Raw genomic sequence first — 21,325 nt, forward strand, 5'->3', positions numbered from 1 at the left:
CGGCTTTGCGGGATCGGCGATCATCGCGGCCAGGACCCGCTCGAGCCGCTCGATCAACGACGCGACTGCGGCCGCGTCGAATACCTCGGTGTCGTACTCCACCCGCAGCGTCAGCTCATCGCCGGGAATGGCTTGCACCGACACCGGGTAGTGGTTCGTTTCGTGGTGGCTGAAGTCGGTGATAGCCAATCCGTCGGCGCCCGACAATCGCGCCGCATCGATCGGGTAGTTCTCGTAGACGAAGAACGTGTCGAACAGATGATCCTGACCAAGCACCCGATGAATCTCACTGAGCGCCAGATGCTCATGATCCAACGTCCGGACATGATCGTTCTGCAACTGCGTCAACAACTCGACGGTGGTCGTCGACGCCCAAATCCTCGCTCGTACCGGCACCGTATTGATCAACAGACCCACCATCGAGTCCGCACCCAACACCTCATCAGGCCGCCCCGACACCGTCGTACCAAACGCCACATCGCACCGACCCGTCAGCGACATCAACACCCGCGCATACGCCGCCTGCAACACCGTGCTGACCGTCGTCTGACACGACCGCGCCAACTCCCCCAACGCCCGCGTGGTATCACCCGAGACCGAAAACGACGCAACAGCCCGCTCTCCCGGCACCCGGGCCGGCGGCCCGACCAGGCTCGGGGAATCGAAACCGGCGAGCACCTCGCCCCATACCGCGCGAGCCGGATCGAGATCACGCCCGGTCAACCAGCTGACGAATCGCCGGTAGGGCGGCGCCGGAGGCAGCCGCTGCCCGTAGTAACTGGCGAAGATCTCGCCCAGCAGAATCGGCAGTGACCATCCGTCGAGAACGATGTGATGATTGGTCAGGACGAATCGGTAGCGATCAGGCGCCGTCCGGATCAAGGCCGCCCGAAATGCCGGCTGATTCCCCAATTCGCATACAGCAATTCGCTCGTCAGCGCAGAGCTCGTCGATATGGTCGTCAGTGTCCAACGCGACGTACTGCCACGGCACCTCAGGATCGGCCGGGATGACCTGGACTGGCTCGGCGAACTTCTGCGAGAACCGGGCAGCCAGATTGGGATGCCGGGCCACCACCGCCTGCACCGCTGCCTGCAACCGATCCACGTCCAACGGACCCGACAACCCGACATACAACTGCACCGCGTACACGTCGTCCCCACCCAGCGCCGCGCTGGCGTGAAAGAATAACCCCTGCTGCAGAGGAGTCAGCGGCAGAGCATCAGCTATCCGCATACTGCCGCTGAAGCTCGTCGATCTGCTCCTGGGTCAGACAGGCCGCGATATCGGACGGTGTCAAACCGCCGCCACCGCTTCGGACATGGGCACAGATCCCGGAGAGAGCCTCGAACCACAGCTGGCTCATCCGATTGACCTGAGCCTGCTTGAGCGCCGACGGTGCCCACGTCCACTGGGCGGTGAGGACCGGGCCTGCGTCGGTGTCCACCGTGCCGGCGTTGAGCTCCAGGGTATGCATCAGCGGTATGGGCGGCTTCACGTTGGGACTGATGTTCGCCAAGCCGTCCCAGCAGATCTGCCATGCATCTCCGGACGTTTCGGCGCTTGTGGCACCCTGGCGTCCGAGATAGTTGAATCCGATCACCGGATCGGATCCATCCAGGTCGACCCCGTTGTTGAGGTAACGCAGAACGCCGTAATTGAGTCCCTCGGGGAGATTGCGAAGTTGTTCCTTTGCGGCCTTGACCACAGCGCCCAGCTTTGCGTCACCGGCCACCACCTGCGCCCAGGTCAGCCCGCCGACCTCCAGGGCGACCGGATATTTGGCGGTGAACCAGCCCACCGTCCGCGACAAGTCAACGTGGTCACCGACAGAGGCCACCAACTCCTCGTCGCGGCCGTGCCCCTCGACGTCGATCGAGATTGGTGTGCCACCGGTACCCAGGAATTCTGTTGCGGCTAAAGCAAAGGCGATTAACAGAATGTCGTGCACACCGGCATGGAATGCCGCCGGGACCTCCCCGAGCAGCACCTGGGTGGTCTCGATGTCGAGGTATGCCGATAGATTTCCCGAGGTGGTCAGCGTGTCCGTCTCAGGGCACACCACGGGCAACGCGGCCGGTGTGTCCGCGACCTGACGCCAAACATCAGCTCCTGCGACGACGTCGGCGCGCTGGGCGTAGTCGGCGAGCAGCGAGGCCCACCGCGCGAAGGACGTTCCCGGCTCGGGCAGCACGACCTGCTGACCGCCGCGGTGCTGAACCCAGGCGTAATTCAGATCCTCCAACAGGATTCGCCACGACACCCCGTCGATCGCCAGGTGATGCACGATGGCCACCAGCCGGCCGGTCGTTCTCACCCAGATCGCGCTGAACATGACCCCAGCGGCCGGGTTCAACTGTGTTCCGGCGTGCAGTACAGAGTCGTCAGTGAGCACGTCGACCGTGTGCAGGCGGGAGCGGGCATCGACCGAGCCTGCCTCCGGCACAACCAACGACCAGCCACCGGCATCGTCGCGATCGACCCGCAGGCGCAGCATCGCATGCCGATCCAGCAGAAGCTGCAGCATCGCGAGCACGTCGGCTTCACTGGTACCCACCGGCGCCTGCACCACGACTGTCTGATTGAAATGAGCGACCGGGCTGCCGGCGGCTTCCAGGCTCTCCAGCCAGCGGATGATCGGGGTGGCGATCACGGGACCGACTCCGTCGGTGGCCAGGTCGCTGTTGGCGTCCACCACCTGGGCGACCTGAGCCAACCGAGCCACCGTCTGCTCGAGGAAGACATCGCGCGGTCGGCACAGCACGCCGGCGGCGCGCGCCCGCGCCACCACCTGCATCGACAGGATGCTGTCTCCGCCCAACTCGAAGAACGACTCGTCCACGCCCACCCGTGCCAAGCCGAGGACCTGGGCATAAATACCAGCCAGGAGTTCCTCGACCGCGTCGGTAGGTGCCCGATAGGACTCGCCACCTTGATACTCCGGTGCGGGCAACGCCCGGATGTCGAGTTTGCCGTTGACGGTCAGCGGCAGCGCGTCGATCGCGACGACGGCGGCGGGCACCATGTACGCAGGCAGCGAGTCGGCCACCGCCGTCCGCGCCGCCGACGGGTCCGCGGATCCGGTGAGATAGGCGACCAGCCTCTTGTCGCCGGCGCGGTCCTCACGGGCGATCACCACTGCCTGCTCGACACCGTCCAATTGGCTGAAGGCAGCCTGGATTTCGCCGACCTCGATGCGATAGCCGCGGATCTTGACCTGCTCATCGGCCCGACCCACATACTCCAGCTGACCATCGGCGCTCCACCGCACGAGATCGCCGGTGCGATACATCCGCTGCCCCGGCGGCCCGAACGGACATGCCACAAATCGGGTTGCCGACAACCCGGCCCGCCCGACATAGCCGTACGCCAAACCGGATCCGGCGACGTACAGTTCTCCGACCACGCCGGCGGGCACCGGCTGCAACCAGCCGTCGAGGACGACGAAACCGAGGTTGGCCAGCGGATGGCCGATCGGACTGACGGCCTTGTCGGTGTCCGCCGGGGTGATCTCCCGAAATGACGCGTGCACGGTGGTCTCGGTGATGCCGTACATGTTGATCATGCGCGGAGACACCGGGTGGTTCTGCAGCCAGTTCCGAAGACGATGTGGTTCAAGGGCTTCCCCACCGAACACCACAGCCTTCAGCTTTAGCCGCTTCGACTCGTCCAAGGGGGCGTCGACGCTTTGCAGCGCATAGAACGCGGTCGGTGTCTGGCTCAGGACATCGACCTGCTCAGACACCAACAGAGCGTGTAACTCGTCGGGCGAGCGGACCACCGAGTCAGGAACCACGACAACCCGGCCGCCGTAGAGCAAGGCGCCCCAGATCTCCCACACCGAGAAGTCGAACGCCAGCGAATGGCACTGGGTCCACACCTGTTCCGCCAACTCCATCTCGGCGCCCAGGGCGTCGAGCAGACGAATCACGTTGTGGTGCGGTATCGCCACACCCTTCGGCGTGCCGGTGGTTCCCGAGGTGTAGATGACGTATGCGATATCGGCCCCGGTGGGCTCCGTCAACGCCGTAGCGGGTTGGCTGTCCACGGCGGGGTCGTTGAAGTCGACGATCTCGAGTGCGCGGCCGTCGAGGCGGGAACCGAACTCGGAAACGGTGATCGCGGCGACCGGTGCGGCGTCGTCGAGCACGAACTGCAGCCGGGCCTGCGGTACGGCAGGGTCGATAGCGACATATGTCGCACCGGTTTTCAGCACCGCGAGGATCGCCACGATCGCCTCAGCTGAGCGCGGCAGCACCAACGCCACCCGCTGGCCCGGCCCCGCACCACGACCTGCCAGCAGGTGGGCGAGCCGGTTTGAGGTTTCGTCAAGCCGGCGATATGTCCACGACTGGCCCGCGCAGCTGACCGCGACCGCGTCGGGAACTCGAACCGCCTGCGCGGCGAATGCCGCGGGGATCGACAACGACGTGCCGAGCGGCTGCGCGAGCGCGGCCCGATTGCCCCACAGGGCAAGGCCATCCCGCTCGGATGGACCCACTACGTCGATGGATGAGATCCGCCGCGTCGGATCGGCAGTCATCGCCACCAGGATCTGCACCAGCCGCCTGGTCACCTCGGCGGCATCCCAGTCCGCGAACAGGTGCTGCGCACCCACGGTACTGAGGAAGAGCTCGTCGCCGAGTCCGGAGAAGGTGAAGCCGGAATTGCCGCCGAGGCCGGAATTGGTCATCGATGCCGATGCCGGAGCACCACCGAAGTCCAGCGAGAACGCCGCCGGGAAGAAATTGATGACCTTCCGGTGGCCGTTCTGCGCACCGCGCTCCAGCGAGTGCACGGGAAAGCGCTGATGTTGCAAGGCTTCCTGGATCCGCGTGTCGACCTGAGCACAGAAATCACGCACGGACGCGTGCGCGGGGGTGGCCAGCACCAATGGCACCAGTCCGGCTGCCATTCCGGGCAGTGTCTTCAACTCCGGCCGCACTCGCCTGCTGACCGGGAAATCGAACACCACCTCGGAGCCCTCGGCGCACTGCCCGCGCAGCAGAAGTGCACTCGCCGCGGTGATGACCGAAGTGCGGGGCATGTCCCAGATCTGAGCCAGCTCGTCGACGCGGCGCAGGACCGCAGCATCCAATTGGACAGGCGCCGAACGCCAGTCGGATTCGGACTCGGCGGCATCCGCCGAGGCCCGATTGTCGGATGCGCCGTCCCCGGGCAGATTCGCAATCCAGTACGCCTGGTCCTCGAGATAGTCACCGGAGGCTTCGTAGTTCAGTTCGCACTCGAGCAGGTCGTGCAGGGACCCGAAGAACGCCGGTGGGATCAGATCACCGGAGATGGTGGCCGAGTAGAGGGATGCGACGCGGTTGACGAGCAACCAGATTCCCGCGCCGTCTATGACGATGTGATGGAAACACCCGAACACATACGATTCCGCGGGGCCCGTCTGAAATAGGGCGTATTTGAAAAGGGGTCCCGTGAATGGCATCGGGGTGCGCTGAATCGACAAGGCGATTTCGTGAACATCGCGTTCCGGATCATTCGAGGCGCTCACGTCGAAGAAATCGATATCGATCTCTGGGTAATCGATAACCCGCTGGAAAACCCTGCCCTCTTCCTCGAAGAACGCGGCCCGGACCGGCTCGGCCTCTCGCATCGCACGCTGCAACGCCCACTCGAAGGCGTCGCGGTCCAGCGGACCCTCGATCTTCATGAGCATGCCGATTTGCCAGTCGGTACCGCTGTGACCCGTCTCCTGCGCAAGCCAGATATCCAGCTGCGCGCGCGAAAGCGGAAGCGCGTCTTCGTTGAGCTCCATCAAGTCTCCCAGACCCAAACCCGTCGAATTAGTCGGAGGCTCGGCTACCCGCCAGCCGGTCGCGCAGACTCTTCGGCCGGATGTCCGGCCAGCTCTGTTCGATGTAATCCAGACATGCCGACCGGTCCGCTTCGCCGTAGATCACGCGCCAGCCGGCTGGGATGTCAGCGAATGTCGGCCACAGGCTGTGCTGCTCCTCGTCGTTGATCAAGACGACAAAGGTGCCCTCGTCATCATCGAACGGGTTGGTGCTCACCGCGTCTCCCGACACTCTCGTCAATATGGGTAGAACAAGTTCCAAACCATACTTCCTGGCTATGACGCATGTCACGAAGTTCGCTGTGACTCACATCACGAACAGCGACCCCTCGTCTAGATCGTCAGCACTCCGAGCCCGTGGCCACGGCTTTCCTTCCGGTTGGGCATTGAGCGCTGCTGGTTCAGCCATCCAACGACGGACTGCCGCAGCGGCGAACAAGTCTGCAACGGGCTTACGGTCGTTAGCGGCCAGAGCCAGCAACACCGCACGGCAGTGCCGACGGCGATCCGTTCGGGTCACTCGACGCAGTTGTCGCGGGCGTGCTCCTCCAAACGGTCGGCGGCAACTTTCGCGGCGATAGCTGGCTCCGTCATCCCGGTGGCCAGGTCGCGCGCCCGGGCCGTGTAGTCCGGGGCGAGGATGGTGCTCAGGTCGGCGACCAACGATGTTTCCGTAACGGTGGAGAACCGGCGTGCGGTGCCCACCTTCAGCCGCTTGACCGCGGTGCCGTAGACGGCGTGGACAAGATCCCAGAACAGGATCAGCTGGGGGACTCCCGCGCGCATCGCGATCGGTGTCGTGCTCGAGCCGCCGTGGTGGACAACGGCCCGGCAGGCGGGAAAAACGGTTGCGTAGTTCATCAAACCGACCACCTTGACGCGGTCAGAATGCGGGGCAGTGCTGAAATCGGTCGCGGCGGCGCCGACCAACGCACGCTCGCCGAGGCGGGTGCAGGCGGCGTCGATCATCGCAATCGTGTCGGCGGGCGATTCCACTGGGATGCTCCCGAAGCCGAAGAAAATGGGGGGTTTGCCTTTTGCGATCCATGCCAGAACCTCGTCATCGGTCTCAGCCCCCAACTCCAGCGTCAGCGTCCCGACAAAAGGTCGTTGCCGCTCGCGATCGGCCCATTCCGCGGCGAGACCGGGAAAGCAGGACTCGTCGTAAGCCTGGATTTCCAGCGATCCGCGGTCGGTGATCCGCCGGGGTGCGGAGTGCGTCGCCTTGGGTAAGCCGAGTTCTCGGCGCTGGGTGTCCTCGACCTTCTTCGTTCCGCGCCACGCCGCCCACCAGAACGCGCGGACCAGAGCGCGGCCCACCGCCGCCGGCAGGAAGGGCAGCACTCGGGCGTTGGGCCGCAGCGGGAAGTAGTGCAAGGTGGCCAGCGGTATTCCGTGGTACTCGGCGACGTTGGCCGCGGCATCCTCGAAGTTGATGCCGGTGAAAATCAGGTCGGCGCCGTCGGCCAGTGACATCAGCGTCGCGCTCATGTCCTGCCAACCCTGGAAAAGCGGGCCCGAGATTTTCCCTCGCGCCCTGGCCATCTCCCGGACTTTCCACGGACTACTGAAAAAGCAGGTCCAGTAATCGCGGTGGGCGTCCAGGACCGACCGGGAATTCGGTCCGAATCCGACCGTGTCGGGCACCGCAGCCTTGGCAAATTCGACCAGGTCGGGCGGCACCGCCATGGACACGTCGTGGCCCCGGCGCACCAGTTCCCGACCGACCGCAGCACTGGGCTCGATATCCCCTCGACTGCCCCACGTGGCGAGCACGAACTTCATCGAACTGTCTCTCGGGCAGCGGCCACTACTGCGGGGAAGAAGCGCTCATGGCGAGGAACTCGCCGAGATAGCGCGGCGGCTTGAGATTCAGCAGACGGGTGCGGTCGGCCTTGAGGTCGGCATAAGACAGCGCCGACACCTGCTCGGGCGAGTACGAGAGGGTCGATTCGGGAACGCCTTTCCGTACGAATCCAACCCCCTGGTCGCACCGGAGAACGCCAACCACGAGGTCGGGACGGGTGCTGCGCAATTGAACGATCGCTTTCCAGACATCACCGTTCCAGATACCGATCTTCAACGGCCCCGACTGCTGCGCCATGAATTCGTCCCACGACTGCGCACGCCGGCCGGCTAGCTCGAAGGGCGGGTTGCAGTCATGCAGGAAGATGACACCGTCGTCTTTCAGATGGCGCACCGTATTTTCGACGTCGCGCACTACCTGCTCGTAGGTGTGCAGCCCGTCGATCAGCGCAACGTCGACCCGATGTTGGTCGAGAAATTCCTTCTCGTCTCGGAAAAAAGCATCGCTGGTGGTCTCGAAATACCGCGTGATACGCCCCTTGGCGTCGGCGAGCTGACGGGTGCGCTCGGTAAGCCGAAATGCCGGGTCGACAGCGATCTTGACGTCGGCGGTGATCCGCTGGAATGCCTGCCCGCGGGAGACGCCGATCTCCAGATAGACCGGGTCCGACCGCATGGCTAGTGCCTGTTGAACGGCCCTGATCCGGTTCACTCCGGGCATTGCGTCTGCCAACATCACCAGGCCGTTGTTGATATTCACGCGACGATCCTTACCACAAAGGGGTTCGGGCACATGGGGGTTTCGGCCCACTGGCCGTTAGGTAACAATGGGCGGCTATGTCGCACGCATTCGAAGTCGTGAGTGATTCCGCCGCTAGCGTCGAGGCGATTTATGCCGCGTTCGGGCGTGAGGACTACTGGCTGGACCGTCTCGCCGGCGACAACGCATCCACATTGGATTCTCTGGTCGTCGACGCAGACGGTGTGGTCGATATACACATCACCCAGCACCTCGGTCGACAGGTGTTGCCGGGCCTGGTTGCCAAAGTCGTACCCGGAGATCTGAGGCTGACGTACCGCGAGACCTGGCGAGAAGTCGGTGACGGCCGCGTATGCGGCGAGGTCAAGGTGTCTGCTTCGGGCGGCGTCGGATCAAGCCGCGCGGCGAATTGGCTGGCTCCCGCCGGCGATGCGTCCCAACTGCGCTCCGCCGTGCAGGTTGAGGTCAGAATTCCGCTGGTGGGTGGGCAACTTGAGAAATCTATCGGTGCCGGCCTGGCAAAGAGCATCCCCGCGACGCTGCGCTACACCACCACCTGGATCGCCGAACACTTCTAAACCTCCTCTTATTGACGTGCACGAATGTAAGAATGCCTCGACCAACAGACGCGGCCGCTCAGTAAGTAGGTAGATGATCTTGCGCCAGGCGCACAGCGTTAGTCCTACCGAGAACGAGCAGACGGAACGATCGGAAAAAGGCACGTTCCGCGCGGACATCGAGGGCTTGCGTGCGGTCGCTGTGCTGGCGGTCGTCCTGTTTCACGCTGCCGTTCCGGGAGTCGGCGGCGGATATGTCGGCGTCGACGTGTTCTTCGTCATCTCCGGATTCCTGATCACCGGATTGCTGTGGCGTGAAGTCAGTGGAACCGGCAGGGTGCGACTGAGCAGTTTTTACGGCGCACGCGCCCGTCGATTGTTGCCGGCCTCGGCCACCGTCGGGGCGATCACGATGGTTTCCTCGGCAATCCTGTTGCCGCCGTTGCAAGCTCGATCTGCCATCGGCGACGGCATCGCCAGCGCTCTCTACGTCAGCAATTACCAGTTCCTCCTTCGAGGCGTCGATTACTTCTCCAATCACGTGGCGACGTCGCCGTTCCTGCATTACTGGTCGCTGGGCGTCGAGGAGCAGTTCTATCTGGTGTGGGCGCCCATGCTGCTCGGTACGTTGTGGCTGACCCGGATGGCCCGTCGAGGTCGACGGTGTCCCAGACCCGGCGCATCGGCCGTGTCCAAACGCCCGTTCATCGCGGTCCTGACCGTCGTTGTCACGGTGTCGTTTCTGCTCTCCTTTCTGTCGAGCTACGTTCTGCCTGCTGCGGCGTTCTATTCGCTACCCACCCGGGCATGGCAGCTCGGCGCCGGCGGACTTGTCGCGCTGACTGCTGTTCAGTGGCAACGACTCTCGTCGCGAGCTGCCGCCATCGCCAGCTGGGCCGGGCTGGCAATGATCGTGTTCGCGTGCGGGTGGCTGAGTCCGACCACCCTGTATCCGGGCGCCGCGGCACTGCTGCCCACCCTCGGTGCGGTATTGGTCATCGGAGCCGGATGCTCGACAAGGACACACGGCGGTGCAGTTCTGCTCTCGTCCGCACCGATGCGCGCCATCGGCCGCATCTCCTACTCGTTGTACCTGTGGCATTGGCCCGTGCTCGTTCTCGCCCCGTTCGCGCTGGGCCATTCGCTCGACTTGGCCCAACGGATCATCGCAGCCCTGCTGTCGGCCGGACTCGCCTGGCTGACCCTGCGCTATCTGGAGAATCCACTGCGCTTCGCGCCGAAGATCCGCAGCTCCGCCTGGCGCAGCCTAGGGCTCGGCGCAGTGGCGACCGTTGTCGCGGTCTGCGTCGGGATCGGACTGCTCAAAGTGGTTCCCACGCCCATCGGGCGCGGTGCATCTGCTGCACCGCCGAACTTCACCGGAACAACCGTCCCCACAGGTTCCCCGGCCGACGCCTATGACGCCGCGGTGAAGCGCGCCTTCGCCCAGGTCCAAGCGGCAGTCACAGCAGCGGCCGACCTCACGGTCGTCCCCGCCAATCTCACTCCCCCGCTGCTGGAGACCGTTGCCGAGAAGAAGGCTCTGGCGTTCAACGGGTGCCTGCGCGAGCCGTTCGAGAGTGGGCAGCCCGAATGCGCCATGGGCGATACCTCGTCGTCGACGACAGTCGCCCTGGTGGGCGATTCGCACGCCGCTATGTGGGCCCCGGCTTTCCGACAAATCGCCACACAACGGCATTGGCGCTTGGAGTTGCTGGCCAAGGGGGCCTGCCCATTACTGGATGCACCGATCACCAATCCGCTGAGCCACCTGGCCGAGGCCCTTGCACACTGTGGGGAATGGCGCGGTCAGATCCTGCGCCGGTTGGAATCGGAGCGGCCGCGGCTGATCGTGCTGAGTCTGTGGCATGGCTACGGGACCGCGGAAGCCTTGTCCGGCTACCGGGCGTACGACGCCGCATGGATCAAGAGTTTCGGCCGGCTGGTGGAGCGCCTACGCGCCACCGGTGCGCAGGTCCTGGTGCTGGGCCCCATCCCCGATCCGCATTTCCACGTGCCGGTCTGTCTGTCGGGCTTTCTCGACGACGTACAGGCGTGCACTCCGACTCGGTCCACCGCGGTCAACGTCTCGGGCATTTCCGCCGAGGCAGCCGCGACCAATGCGGGCGGCGGAGAATACGTCGACACCACCGATCTGTTCTGCGCCGCCGAACGCTGCCCGGTCATCGTTGGCAATACCCTCGTTTACCTGGACGAGAACCACATGTCGCTGGAGTGGTCACGGGCGCTGGCCCCAGTAGCCGGGGCTCTCGCTGACCGCGCGTTAGCCCATAGCTAGCCAACATGAGGCGGTTCTCGAATTCACCTCTCGCGCCTGTGCGCGAGTGTAAGAATGCCTCGAATCAATTGACGTATTCGCTTATTCAGCAGGTAGGTGACATTGGCCCACGCCGACAGCATCAGAGCTAGCAAAGAACAGCGAAGTCGGCGCTCCGAACAGGACTACTTCCGCCCGGACATCGAGGGTCTGCGCGCCGTCGCCGTGTTGGGTGTCGTCATGTTCCACGCCGCCGTGCCGGGTATCGGTGGCGGCTACGTGGGTGTCGATGTGTTCTTCGTGATCTCCGGCTTTCTGATCACCGGATTGCTCTGGCGGGAAGTGAGCGGCACCGGAAGCGTGCGCCTGCGCACGTTCTACGGCGCGCGCGCCCGCCGGCTCCTGCCCGCGTCGGCCGCGGTCGGCGTCATCACGATGGTCGTGTCGGTGCTTGTCCTACCCCCGCTGCGGGTGCCCACAGTGCTCTACGACGGCATCGCCAGTGCGCTCTACGTCGGCAACTACTGGTTCATTCTCGACAACATCAACTATTTCGCCGACTCACTGACGCCGTCGCCGTTCCTGCACTACTGGTCGTTGGGGGTCGAAGAACAGTTCTATCTGGTGTGGGCGCCGCTCATGCTCGGCACCGCCTGGGCGATCCGGCGGTTCCGCCGCGACCGGGTGCGTGCGATCGCGTCCTCGCGGCGCCCCTATCTCATTGTCCTGGGACTGGTGGCGGCGATGTCGTTCGCGCTGTCGCTGGTGATCACCTATGTCGTTCCGCCGGCGGCATTCTTCTCACTGCCGACCCGGGCCTGGCAGCTGGCGGTCGGTGGGCTGGTTGCGCTGACAGCCCTTGAATGGCAACGCCTGTCACCGCGGCTGGCGGCGGTCGGCGGCTGGGCAGGGCTCGCGCTGATCGTACTCGGTTGTGTGTGGTTCACCGCGACGACGCCGTTTCCCGGCACCGCCGCGCTGCTGCCCACCCTCGGCGCGGCGCTGGTGATCGGAACCGGTTGTGCAACAACGACGAAGGGCTGCGGGCAGCTCCTGAGCACGTCGCCGATGCGCGCGGTCGGCCGCATCTCCTATTCCTGGTACCTCTGGCACTGGCCGGTGCTGGTATTGGCACCGGTGCTGCTCGGTCATCCGCTGGAGCTCGCCGAGCGGGTCGTCGCGGCACTACTGGCGGCGGGACTCGCGTGGTTGACGCTGCGCTATCTGGAGAACCCGTTGCGATTCGCCCCGCAGATCCGCGACTTCCCCTGGCGCAGCCTCGGTCTCGGTGCGGTGGCTACCGCGGTCGCGGTCTTCGTCGGTCTTGGGCTGTTGAAGGCAGTACCCACACCCGTCGGCCGTGGCGCCCCGGCCACTCCGATGGCTTTCACGATCACACCGGCGTTGGCGGCGGGTTCGGACATGGCGGCCTACGACGCCGCCGTCACGCGGACCTTCGCCCAGGTGCAGTCCGCGCTCGCGGCCGCCCTGACGAACAAGCCCGTGCCGTCCAATCTCGCGCCGCCGCTGGACAATCTGACCGGCGAGCAGCGAAACCTCACCTACAACGGCTGCCTGCGGACGCCCTACGAGAGCGGCCAGCCCGACTGCGCGATGGGGGACACCTCGTCTGACACCACCGTCGCCCTGATCGGTGACTCGCATGTCGCGATGTGGACTCCGGCCTTCCAGGAGTTGGCCGCTCAACGGCACTGGCGGTTGCAGCTGATGGCCAAAGAAGCCTGCCCGATCATGGACGTCGCCGTCGGCACCGCCCTGCGTCGTCTGATCGAATCCGTTCAGTACTGCCAGAATTGGCGCGCAGCGGTCATGGCTCGACTGAAGGCGCAGCCGCCGCGCCTGGTCGTCGTGAGCGTGTTCCGCGGATACGGCTACGACGAGATGATGACCGGATTCAAGGCGTACAACCCCGCCTGGATAGAAAGCCTGGCTCGGCTTGTGCGTTCACTGCGCGAGATCGGCACCCAGGTGTTGGTGCTGGGCCCAATCGCGAGTCCACATGTCAATGTGCCGATTTGCCTTTCCGGCCACCTCGATGACGCGACTGCCTGCGCGCTATCGCGGACATCGGCGGTGGACCAGTCCGGCATCGCCGCCGAAGCGGCCGCCACCGCCACCGGCGGGGGTCAGTATGCCGACCTTTCCGATCTGTTCTGCACCCCGGACCGTTGCCCGGTCGTCGTCGGCAACACGTTGATCTATATGGACGTGAGCCATTTGTCCATCCCCTACTCCCGGCAGTTGGCACCGGCCATCGGTGCGCTGACCGACCGCGCGCTGGCACACGGCCATTAATCAGGAGGCTTCGCCTTGTCCAACTCTGTACTGATCACCGGTGGAGCCGGATTCATCGGATCCGCGCTCACGCGCCGACTTGTCGAGGCCGGTTATGACGTCGCGGTGATGGACGTCCTGCTTCCGCAGGTACACGCCGAAGGCGCAATCATCGACCTGCCGACATCGGTGCGGTTGTTCACCGGCGACGTCACCCACGCACCGGACTGCGACGCTGTGCTACGGATGTTCAAGCCAGCGCAGATCGTCCATCTCGCCGCCGAGACCGGCACGGCACAGTCACTTTCCGAGGCCACCCGGCACGGTTCAGTCAACGTCGTGGGGACGACGCAACTGCTCGACGCATTGAGCCGCAGTGGGCACGTACCCGACCAGTTGGTGCTGGCGTCATCGCGGGCCGTCTACGGCGAAGGTGCCTGGCGATCCGGCACCGAGACGTTCTATCCAGAGCCGCGCAGCCATGCTCAGCTACTCGCCGGTGTATGGGATCCTCAAGGCCCCAAAGGTGATTCCGCCGTTCCGCTCGCCAGCAGCGCGAGCCGCACCGAGCCCCGACCCACCAACATCTACGCGGCGACCAAACTCGCCCAAGAACACATCCTGGCGGCGTGGACGTCGGCGCACGACACCAAGCTCAGCGTTCTGCGCCTGCAGAACGTCTACGGACCAGGCCAGTCGCTGACGAACTCCTACACCGGGATCGTGGCGCTCTTCGCGCGGCTGGCGCGTGAGAAGCACGCCTTGGAGGTCTACGAGGACGGCCGGATCCTGCGGGATTTCGTCTATATCGATGACGTTGTCGAGGGGCTTGTCTCAGCGATCGACAGTACCGCCGCGCCGTCTCGTTACGTCGATATCGGGTCGGGTGTCCCGACCACCATCCATGAGCTCGCACAGCAACTCGCGGCGATCTGCGGCGCCCCCGACCCCGTCGTGGTCGGCAAGTTCCGTGACGGCGACGTACGCGCCGCGCGGTGTGACATCGAGCCGGCGACGACCGACCTCGGTTGGCGTCCGAAGTGGTCGCTCGAGGAAGGTATGCGCGCGCTACTCGACTGGATCGCCAAATCAACAACAACCTAGCGAAGCCACCGATCAGATCCCCCAAGAGATTGGTCATTGTCTTGAGTTTCTCGGTTAGGACGAAGACGTCGCTACTCCGCCCGAAGCGACCCTGCTCACGCTATGGTCAATATTTGTGATCGAGCTTGACGGAGTAGCAAAGACATTCGACGGGGATGTCCTGGCACTGCAGGACGTGAGCTTTTCCGTTGCTACCGGATCGATCTGCGCATTGCTCGGTCACAACGGCGCGGGAAAGACCACCACGATCAACATCCTGTCCACGTTGACGCGACCGAGCTACGGCCGGGCAATCGTGGCCGGGTTCGACGTCGTTCAGGAGCCCGGCCAGGTACGGGCATCCATCGGAATGACGGGGCAGCACGCTGCGCTCGACTGGCAGCTCAGCGGGCGAGAGAACTTGGTCATGTTCGGCCGGCTGCGCGGAATGCGCCGCAAGGACGCACGCGCACGGGCCGACACCTTGATCGACCAGTTTGACCTGGCGCACGCCGCCGACCGGCGCGTGGTCACCTATTCCGGCGGTATGCGGCGGCGCATCGACATCGCCGCCGCGCTCGTGGTGCCCCCTAAAGTGCTCTTTCTCGACGAACCGACAACCGGCTTGGATCCGCGCAGCCGTCGTACGGTGTGGGATCTGGTGTCGGCGTTGGCCGCCGACGGCGTGACCGTCCTGCTCACGACCCAGTACCTCGAAGAGGCCGACGTGCTCAGCGATTCGATCGTCGTGATCGATCACGGTCGGGTGATCGCCAGCGGCACGTCCGAAGACCTCAAGAGCCGCATGGGATTCAGCTATTGCACGGTCAGTCCCGTGGACCCGGCCGACCTGCACAAGATCCTGGCCGTACTCGCTGATCTTAGAGACGCCGAAGCCGACGAAGAGGCCAACACGGTGTCGGTGTTGGCAACCAACGGCGTTGCCACATTGAGTGAGGTGTTTCGCCGGGTCGACCAGCTCGACATCGAGCTAGCGGACATTTCGCTGCGCAAACCGTCGCTGGATGAGGTGTTCCTGCATCTCACAGGCAGTGTCACCGCGTGACCGCAGTAGCTGTCCTGACCGAACGCATCGTTCGGGAAGCATTGCGCGGTGACTTGCCGTTCGCGGTTCTGGCGCCGGCCGGCAACTTCGTGATCTTCAATCTCGCGCTGCGCAACGTGATCGACACCGGTGGCATCACCTACGCCCAGTATGTCCTTCCCGTCATCCTCGTCCAGGTGACACTGCTCGGCGCGTTGACCACCGTCGACCGGGCTGCCCGAGAACACCGGTCCGAACTCGGGATTCGGCTCCGCACATTGCCGCTGTCCACGTTGACACCCCTGGCAGCGCGCATGCTGTACTGCCTCGTCCGAGCAGCGATCGCTTTGCTCGCCACGATCGGCATCGGGTACGCGTTCGGATTCCGAATGACCGGTGGACTGGGCTATCTGACGGCGTTCGTCGTGCTCGTCATGACTTTCACGCTGGCTTTGTCACTCGTCTCGGATGCCATCGGCGTATGGCTTTCAGGCTCGTCGATCGCCAGCGAAGGCGGCACGAGTCAGGTCCTGTTGGTGCCCCAACTCCTGCTCGTCATGCTGTCCACTGGGATGGCGCCGGTGGAGTCGTTTCCGGACTGGCTACACGGGTTCGTGCAATACCAGCCGGTCTCTCTGATAACCGCAACCCTGCGACAGCTGGCAGCAGGCGATATCGCCGTCGGCGACCTCGTGAGCAGCTTCGCCTGGTGCGGTGGATTGTTCGTAGTGTGCGGAGCGCTGGCTATACGGATGCAGAGGCGGACCCAATGACCACGAACACGCCACTGCGGAGTTCGCTCGTCAACGAGAGCTTGGTGTTCGCGGGCCAGCTGCTCACCCACTGGCGCCGGGCGCCAGTCGTGCCGATCCAATCCATACTCTTCCCGACGTTCCTGCTGATTACGTACTACCTGCTGGTTGGCAAGTCGATATTCCGAATCACCGGGACCGACAGCCTCTATGGCTTGGTGCCGACGTGCGCCATTGCCGGCGCCTTCTCCGGGGCCATCGCGGCCGGACTCACCCTTTCGATCGAACGCGACGGCGGCCTCATCAGCCAATTGTGGGTATTGCCGGTGCACCGAGCCAGCGCTCTGACCGGCAGGCTGATCGCGGAGGCCGCGCGGACTCTGGCAAGTACTGCCGTGATCACCTTGGTCGGCATCGGGCTCGGACTGCGCTTCCACGGCAGTTGGCTCGCGCTGCTCCTATTTCTGTTGGTGCCGGTGATGGTCGTTATCGTCTTTGCGATGGCAGTGATAGCACTTGCAACGCGCTCCAAGGACGGCACCGTCCTCATCTGGCTGGGGCTGCCGGCAATCACCGCGGTCTTCGCGAGCTCAGGCTCTCCGCCGGTTGAATCGCTGCCCTCCTGGATGTGGCCGCTCCTGCGGTTCCAGCCGATGGAGCCGATCACCGAGACCATGCGGACCCTCGCCCAAGGTGGCCTCCCGTGGTGGCCGCTGCTGTGGGGGACGCTCTGGACACTTGCCGGCGCCGCGATCGTCGGTCCACTGGCTGTTCGCGGGTACCGTGCCGCCGCCGAATCCGGGGGCGCTCGCGGTTGAGGTCAACCGCCACGTGAGATAGCGAACTTCTCGACAAGGTCAGCCGTGGCCGCAACGCTATCGGCGGGCTTGGTCATCTGCGCGGCCAGTGCGCGGGCTCGGGCCGCACAGTCCGGTGCGAGGATCTTGCGAAGATCCGCAATCAGCGTCTTCTCGGTGGTCGCCAAGAAGCGCCGTCCCGTGCCGACTTTCAGTCGCTTGAGCCGGCCCGCCCAGAACGTCTGATCGGGCAACATCCACAGGATCATCGTGGGGCGCCCCGAACGCAGGCCCGCGTTCGTGGTGCCTGAACCACCGTGGTGCACGATCGCGCGGCATGCCGGAAACACCTGCGCGTAGTTGATCGTGCCGACGGTCTTGACGTGGTCAAAGTGCGGGACGTTACTGAAGTCGTTCGTGCCGGAGCCGATCAATGCCCGCTCACCGAGTTGCGCGCACACCCTGGCGATCATGGCGACGATGTCGTCGGCACGTTCGATCGGCATACTGCCGAAGCCGAAGAATATCGGCGGTGTTCCACCGGCAATCCAGGACTCGACGTCTCTGTCGTCGCCCGTGGGCATTTCCAGGGTGAGCCCACCGACAAACGGCCGGCGGGGCGGCGACTGGGCATTCCACCTCGCCCATTCCTGCGCCAGCCCCGGAAAGCACACCGCGTCGTAGGCCTGAATTTCCATTGCTCCGGATTCGGCAATCCGTCGGGTCCAGTGTCCCCATGCCTTCGGCAAGCCCAGGGCTTTGCGCTGGGCGTCGTCATTGGCCCGGTGTCCCAGCCAAGTCAGCCACTCGGATCCCGTCATGACCAATCGCCCAACCCGCGGGGGGAGAAACGGAAGGAGGCGGCCATTGGCGCGCAGCGGGAAATGCTGGAGCGTGGCAAACGGGATGTCCCGATACTCCGCGACATTGGCGGCAATACCTTCGTAATTCATTCCGGTGAGCAGCAAGTCGGCTCCGGCGGCGAGCGCCGTCAGCGTTTCGCCAGCCGCTTGCCGACCTTGGTCGATGGGATCGGCGAATTCCCGCATCAGCCGATTCAATTCGCGGACACGCCAGGGCTTGCTGAACAACAACTTGAAATAATCCTGGTGTGGATCGATGACGGCTTTCACGGTCGGGCCGTAAGCGACCGCTTCGGGCCCAGCGGAGCGCGCGAAGTCAACCAGGTCGGGCGCGACCACCAAGGAGACGTCATGCCCGCGCCGCGTCAGTTCGCGGCCGAGCACCGCGAAAGGCTCGACCTCACCGCGGCTACCCCAGTTGGCCAGGACAAACTTCATAGCGATCCTGGCCCTCCTTCATCCGAGTACGCGTGCGCGCGCCGGGAGTCTAACCGACGAGGCCTCACCGTCGGATTCGATCGATGATGCCGAAACCACCATTATTGACGCGCTCGAATGTATGACTGTCTCGACTCACGAGAAAAGGCAATAAACCAGATAGGTGACCTTGCGACAAACCGAGGGCGTTAGCGCTTCCCCAGACGAACAGCAGAGCCGACACTCGGCAAACTCAGGACTGCGCCGAGACATCGAGGGCATGCGCGCAATCGCGATCGCGGTTATGAACTGATCAGGCGTCGGCCGTCAGACGCTCAGTCGTGGCACCGCGAGCCGACGAATTCCTCTACGAGATCTGCTGCCCACCTGGTGCTTTCAGCAGGGTCCGTCATCCGGGTGGCGACCTCGCGAGCCCTGTCGAGATACTGCGGGGCCAGGATCTTCTGCAGGTCTGCGACCAACGATTTCGTGGTCGTTCGCGAAAAGCGTCTATGGGTGCCCACTCGGAGGCGCTCGATTACGGCGCCCCACATCTGTCGATCGGGCGCCGACCAAAGAATCAGTGTCGGTACGCCAGCCCGCAGAGCACCCGCAGTCGTGCCCGCACCACCGTGGTGGACAACCGCGCGGCACGCCGGAAAGATAGCGGCATAGTTCATCCTGTTCACCACCTTGACATGTTCGGCCGAACTCTCGGGGCTGAAGCCGCTAGAGCCGGCGCAGACCAATGCGCGCTCTCCCAATAGCGCGCACGCATCGCCGATCATCGCCAACGTTTCTGCCGGCGATTTCATCGCCATGCTGCCGAAAGCGAAACAGATGGGCAGTGAACCCGCGGCAATCCATGATGCGACCTCATCATCGGCATCCGTAGGCATCTGCAGCGTCAGGGTCCCGACAAAGGGGCGTTGGTCCTCGAATCGCGCCCACTCGGTTGTCAAGCCGGGAAAGCACACCTCGTCATAGGCTTGGAGTTCCAGCGTTCCGCGCTCGGTAATGCGTCGGGTAGCGGCACGCGAATCCTTCGGTAGCCCCAATTCCAGGCGCTGCCTCTTCTCCGCCTTCCCGGCTATGCGCGAGGTAATCCACCAGAACACAGTCATCGTCGCCCTACTTAACGGCGCCGGCAAGTACCACAGAACCTGGCCGTTGGGACGCAGCGGGTAGTAATGCAGTGTGACCATTGGGATGTCGTAGTATTCCGCGACATTGTCGGCGAGGTCCTCGAAGACTTGGCCGTGGAACAGCAGGTCCGCCCCCTCGGTCACGGACATCAGAACACTGCCCAGCTCCGACCTACATCGTTCCTGGAACTCCCAGTCCTCTCGGTATAGCCTTTTCAACCTGCGTATCTGCCATAGCCGATGGGCGGACTCACCGGATTGGTTCGCACCGGCGTTCTTTGCCAACGCAGTCTGAGAATCTGGTCCGTACGCTACGGCGGTGAACCCGGCAGATTCAACGAAGTTGATCTGGTCAGGCGGTACGGCCACCAGCACGTCGTGGCCTCGGCGCATCAGCTCGCAACCGACAGCCAGCGAGGGTTCGACGTCGCCCCGGGTTCCGTAGGCGGCCAACACAATTTTCATCGTGGCGTCTCCGTCTCAGGCTGCTGCAATGCTATAGGTGCCGAGGAAGATTCGTCTCCCATCGCAAGCACATCGGATTCCGTGCTGGCTACCCGTCCCCTCTTTTCGAAACGAGATTTGAGAGAAGCCGCCGGCTTTTCGACGACGAACCAACTGACCGCGGCCAGTGGCACGGTGAAGATGGTTGCCACCACCGCGAAAACAACTGGATTGAGGAAAGCAAGTCCACAGATGACCAGCAATTGTTGCACCGGCCATGCATAGATGTAGACGCCGTAGGACAGATCCGTACGGAGCCGGAATCGCTTGTTGCGAATAAGTGCGCCAGTGACGATGACGGCGTAGGCCAGCGGAAGGGCCGCAAGCAATCGGTAGTTCGGCAAAAGTCCGGCCGCCAGAACGACGACCACACTCAGCGCGACGAGTGACCATCGAGCGGGTATCACGTTTTGGATCTGGTAGATGAGAGCACCAGCCCAGAACATGACAGCGAAGCGTGCGACGATCGCCTGCACGAATAGCGCTGCGGTAGTGGGATCCATGGGAGTCTGTGATTCCGCCAGGTCAGCGAACGCGCTCCATGGTGGCAGTGACGCCGACCAGATCAATGCCAGCGCGAACAACGCAGGAATGAACCACTTGCGACGCAGCAGCCCGATTACACCGAATCCCGCGACAGCGATGTAGCACAACACTTCCCAGATCAGGGTCCACAGCGATCCGTTCCACACTCCGGACACCGGAATGCCACTGGGCGTACCACCGATGCCCTGCTCGGTCAGTAACACCGCGCTGTTTCCGAAAACGTACTCGAGCGGCGCCCGGGACAGCAGCAACTTACCGGCCGGGCCGCCCTGGATGGCAACCCCGATCGGAGCGATAACGAACGCCGTGACGATCAGGCAGAACCAAAAGCCGGGCAGGATACGCAGCGCCCGGGCGGCGAAGTAAACGCGAACCCGTGGGCGCCTGAACCAGCTCCAGGTGATGAGGAACCCCGAGATCGCGAAGAAACCGTCCACCCATAGGTCTCTGAGGAGTTGGTGAGCGGGCGCGAACGACAGTTGGCGGCCGGTCAGCAGCCAGGAATGATAGACGATGACGCCTGTCGCCATGGCCAATCGGCACGCGTTAAGTGCGTTGCGACGCGGATCGAATTCGCTTCCCAGGCTCTTTCCGGCCGCGACCGCCGGGCTGCCCTCTGCCTCAGATGTGGGTTCAGCGGTCACCGGAACCGATCC

The 21,325-nt window shown here is 64.0% G+C and carries 13 protein-coding genes and 1 pseudogene; 7 read left to right on the top strand and 7 right to left on the bottom strand.

Annotated elements, in window-relative coordinates; all coding sequences use genetic code 11:
• The 4 genes and pseudogenes from ACXDF8_RS17530 to ACXDF8_RS17545 form a co-directional block, all read right to left on the bottom strand.
• Positions 1-5,782, bottom strand: a pseudogene (locus tag ACXDF8_RS17530) (amino acid adenylation domain-containing protein); the annotation flags it as partial.
• Between the two features lie 28 nt (positions 5,783-5,810).
• Positions 5,811-6,038, bottom strand: coding sequence for an MbtH family protein (locus tag ACXDF8_RS17535; RefSeq protein WP_457224554.1), 228 nt, complete (start codon positions 6,036-6,038; stop codon positions 5,811-5,813).
• 299 nt (positions 6,039-6,337) lie between these two features.
• Positions 6,338-7,606 carry a glycosyltransferase gene (locus ACXDF8_RS17540; RefSeq protein WP_457224555.1) on the bottom strand — a complete coding sequence of 423 codons (1,269 nt, stop codon included), beginning with the start codon at positions 7,604-7,606 and terminating at the stop codon, positions 6,338-6,340.
• Between the two features lie 25 nt (positions 7,607-7,631).
• Positions 7,632-8,363 (bottom strand): class I SAM-dependent methyltransferase, encoded by a 732-nt coding sequence (locus ACXDF8_RS17545; RefSeq protein ID WP_457224686.1) that lies wholly within the window; start codon positions 8,361-8,363, stop codon positions 7,632-7,634.
• A 101-nt stretch (positions 8,364-8,464) separates the two neighbouring features.
• On the opposite strand from ACXDF8_RS17545, the gene ACXDF8_RS17550 reads away from it, so the two are divergent.
• From ACXDF8_RS17550 to ACXDF8_RS17580, 7 genes are all read left to right on the top strand, one after another.
• The gene (locus ACXDF8_RS17550) at positions 8,465-8,965 is read left to right on the top strand and encodes a DUF2505 domain-containing protein (protein WP_457224556.1); all 501 of its coding nucleotides are present in this window, start codon (positions 8,465-8,467) and stop codon (positions 8,963-8,965) included.
• Between the two features lie 73 nt (positions 8,966-9,038).
• Entirely contained in the window at positions 9,039-11,243 is a 2,205-nt protein-coding gene (locus ACXDF8_RS17555; protein ID WP_457224557.1) for an acyltransferase family protein, read from the top strand.
• Positions 11,244-11,339: 96 nt separating this feature from the next.
• A complete protein-coding gene (locus tag ACXDF8_RS17560; RefSeq protein WP_457224558.1) occupies positions 11,340-13,538 on the top strand; it encodes an acyltransferase family protein in 2,199 nt (732 codons plus the stop codon).
• A gap of 15 nt (positions 13,539-13,553) precedes the next feature.
• Positions 13,554-14,621: an NAD-dependent epimerase/dehydratase family protein gene (locus ACXDF8_RS17565; RefSeq protein ID WP_457224559.1), complete on the top strand. Its 1,068-nt coding sequence runs from the start codon at positions 13,554-13,556 to the stop codon at positions 14,619-14,621.
• Between the two features lie 115 nt (positions 14,622-14,736).
• The gene (locus ACXDF8_RS17570; protein ID WP_457224560.1) at positions 14,737-15,666 is read left to right on the top strand and encodes an efflux ABC transporter ATPase subunit, DrrA-related; all 930 of its coding nucleotides are present in this window, start codon (positions 14,737-14,739) and stop codon (positions 15,664-15,666) included.
• Entirely contained in the window at positions 15,663-16,418 is a 756-nt protein-coding gene (locus ACXDF8_RS17575; RefSeq protein ID WP_457224561.1) for an ABC transporter permease, read from the top strand. Before ACXDF8_RS17570 ends, ACXDF8_RS17575 begins: the two co-directional genes overlap by 4 nt.
• The gene (locus ACXDF8_RS17580; protein ID WP_457224562.1) at positions 16,415-17,215 is read left to right on the top strand and encodes an ABC transporter permease; all 801 of its coding nucleotides are present in this window, start codon (positions 16,415-16,417) and stop codon (positions 17,213-17,215) included. The genes ACXDF8_RS17575 and ACXDF8_RS17580 overlap by 4 nt, the downstream gene beginning before the upstream one ends.
• 2 nt (positions 17,216-17,217) lie before the next feature.
• Here ACXDF8_RS17580 and ACXDF8_RS17585 read toward each other — a convergent pair whose 3' ends face one another.
• From ACXDF8_RS17585 to ACXDF8_RS17595, 3 genes are all read right to left on the bottom strand, one after another.
• On the bottom strand, positions 17,218-18,495 hold the full coding sequence (locus ACXDF8_RS17585; RefSeq protein ID WP_457224563.1) for a glycosyltransferase: 1,278 nt from the start codon (positions 18,493-18,495) through the stop codon (positions 17,218-17,220).
• Between the two features lie 314 nt (positions 18,496-18,809).
• Positions 18,810-20,084: a glycosyltransferase gene (locus ACXDF8_RS17590; RefSeq protein WP_457224564.1), complete on the bottom strand. Its 1,275-nt coding sequence runs from the start codon at positions 20,082-20,084 to the stop codon at positions 18,810-18,812.
• A complete protein-coding gene (locus tag ACXDF8_RS17595; protein WP_457224565.1) occupies positions 20,081-21,313 on the bottom strand; it encodes an acyltransferase family protein in 1,233 nt (410 codons plus the stop codon). Before ACXDF8_RS17595 ends, ACXDF8_RS17590 begins: the two co-directional genes overlap by 4 nt.
• Positions 21,314-21,325: the final 12 nt, after the last annotated feature.

This window comes from Mycolicibacterium sp. CBM1 (assembly GCF_054073305.1).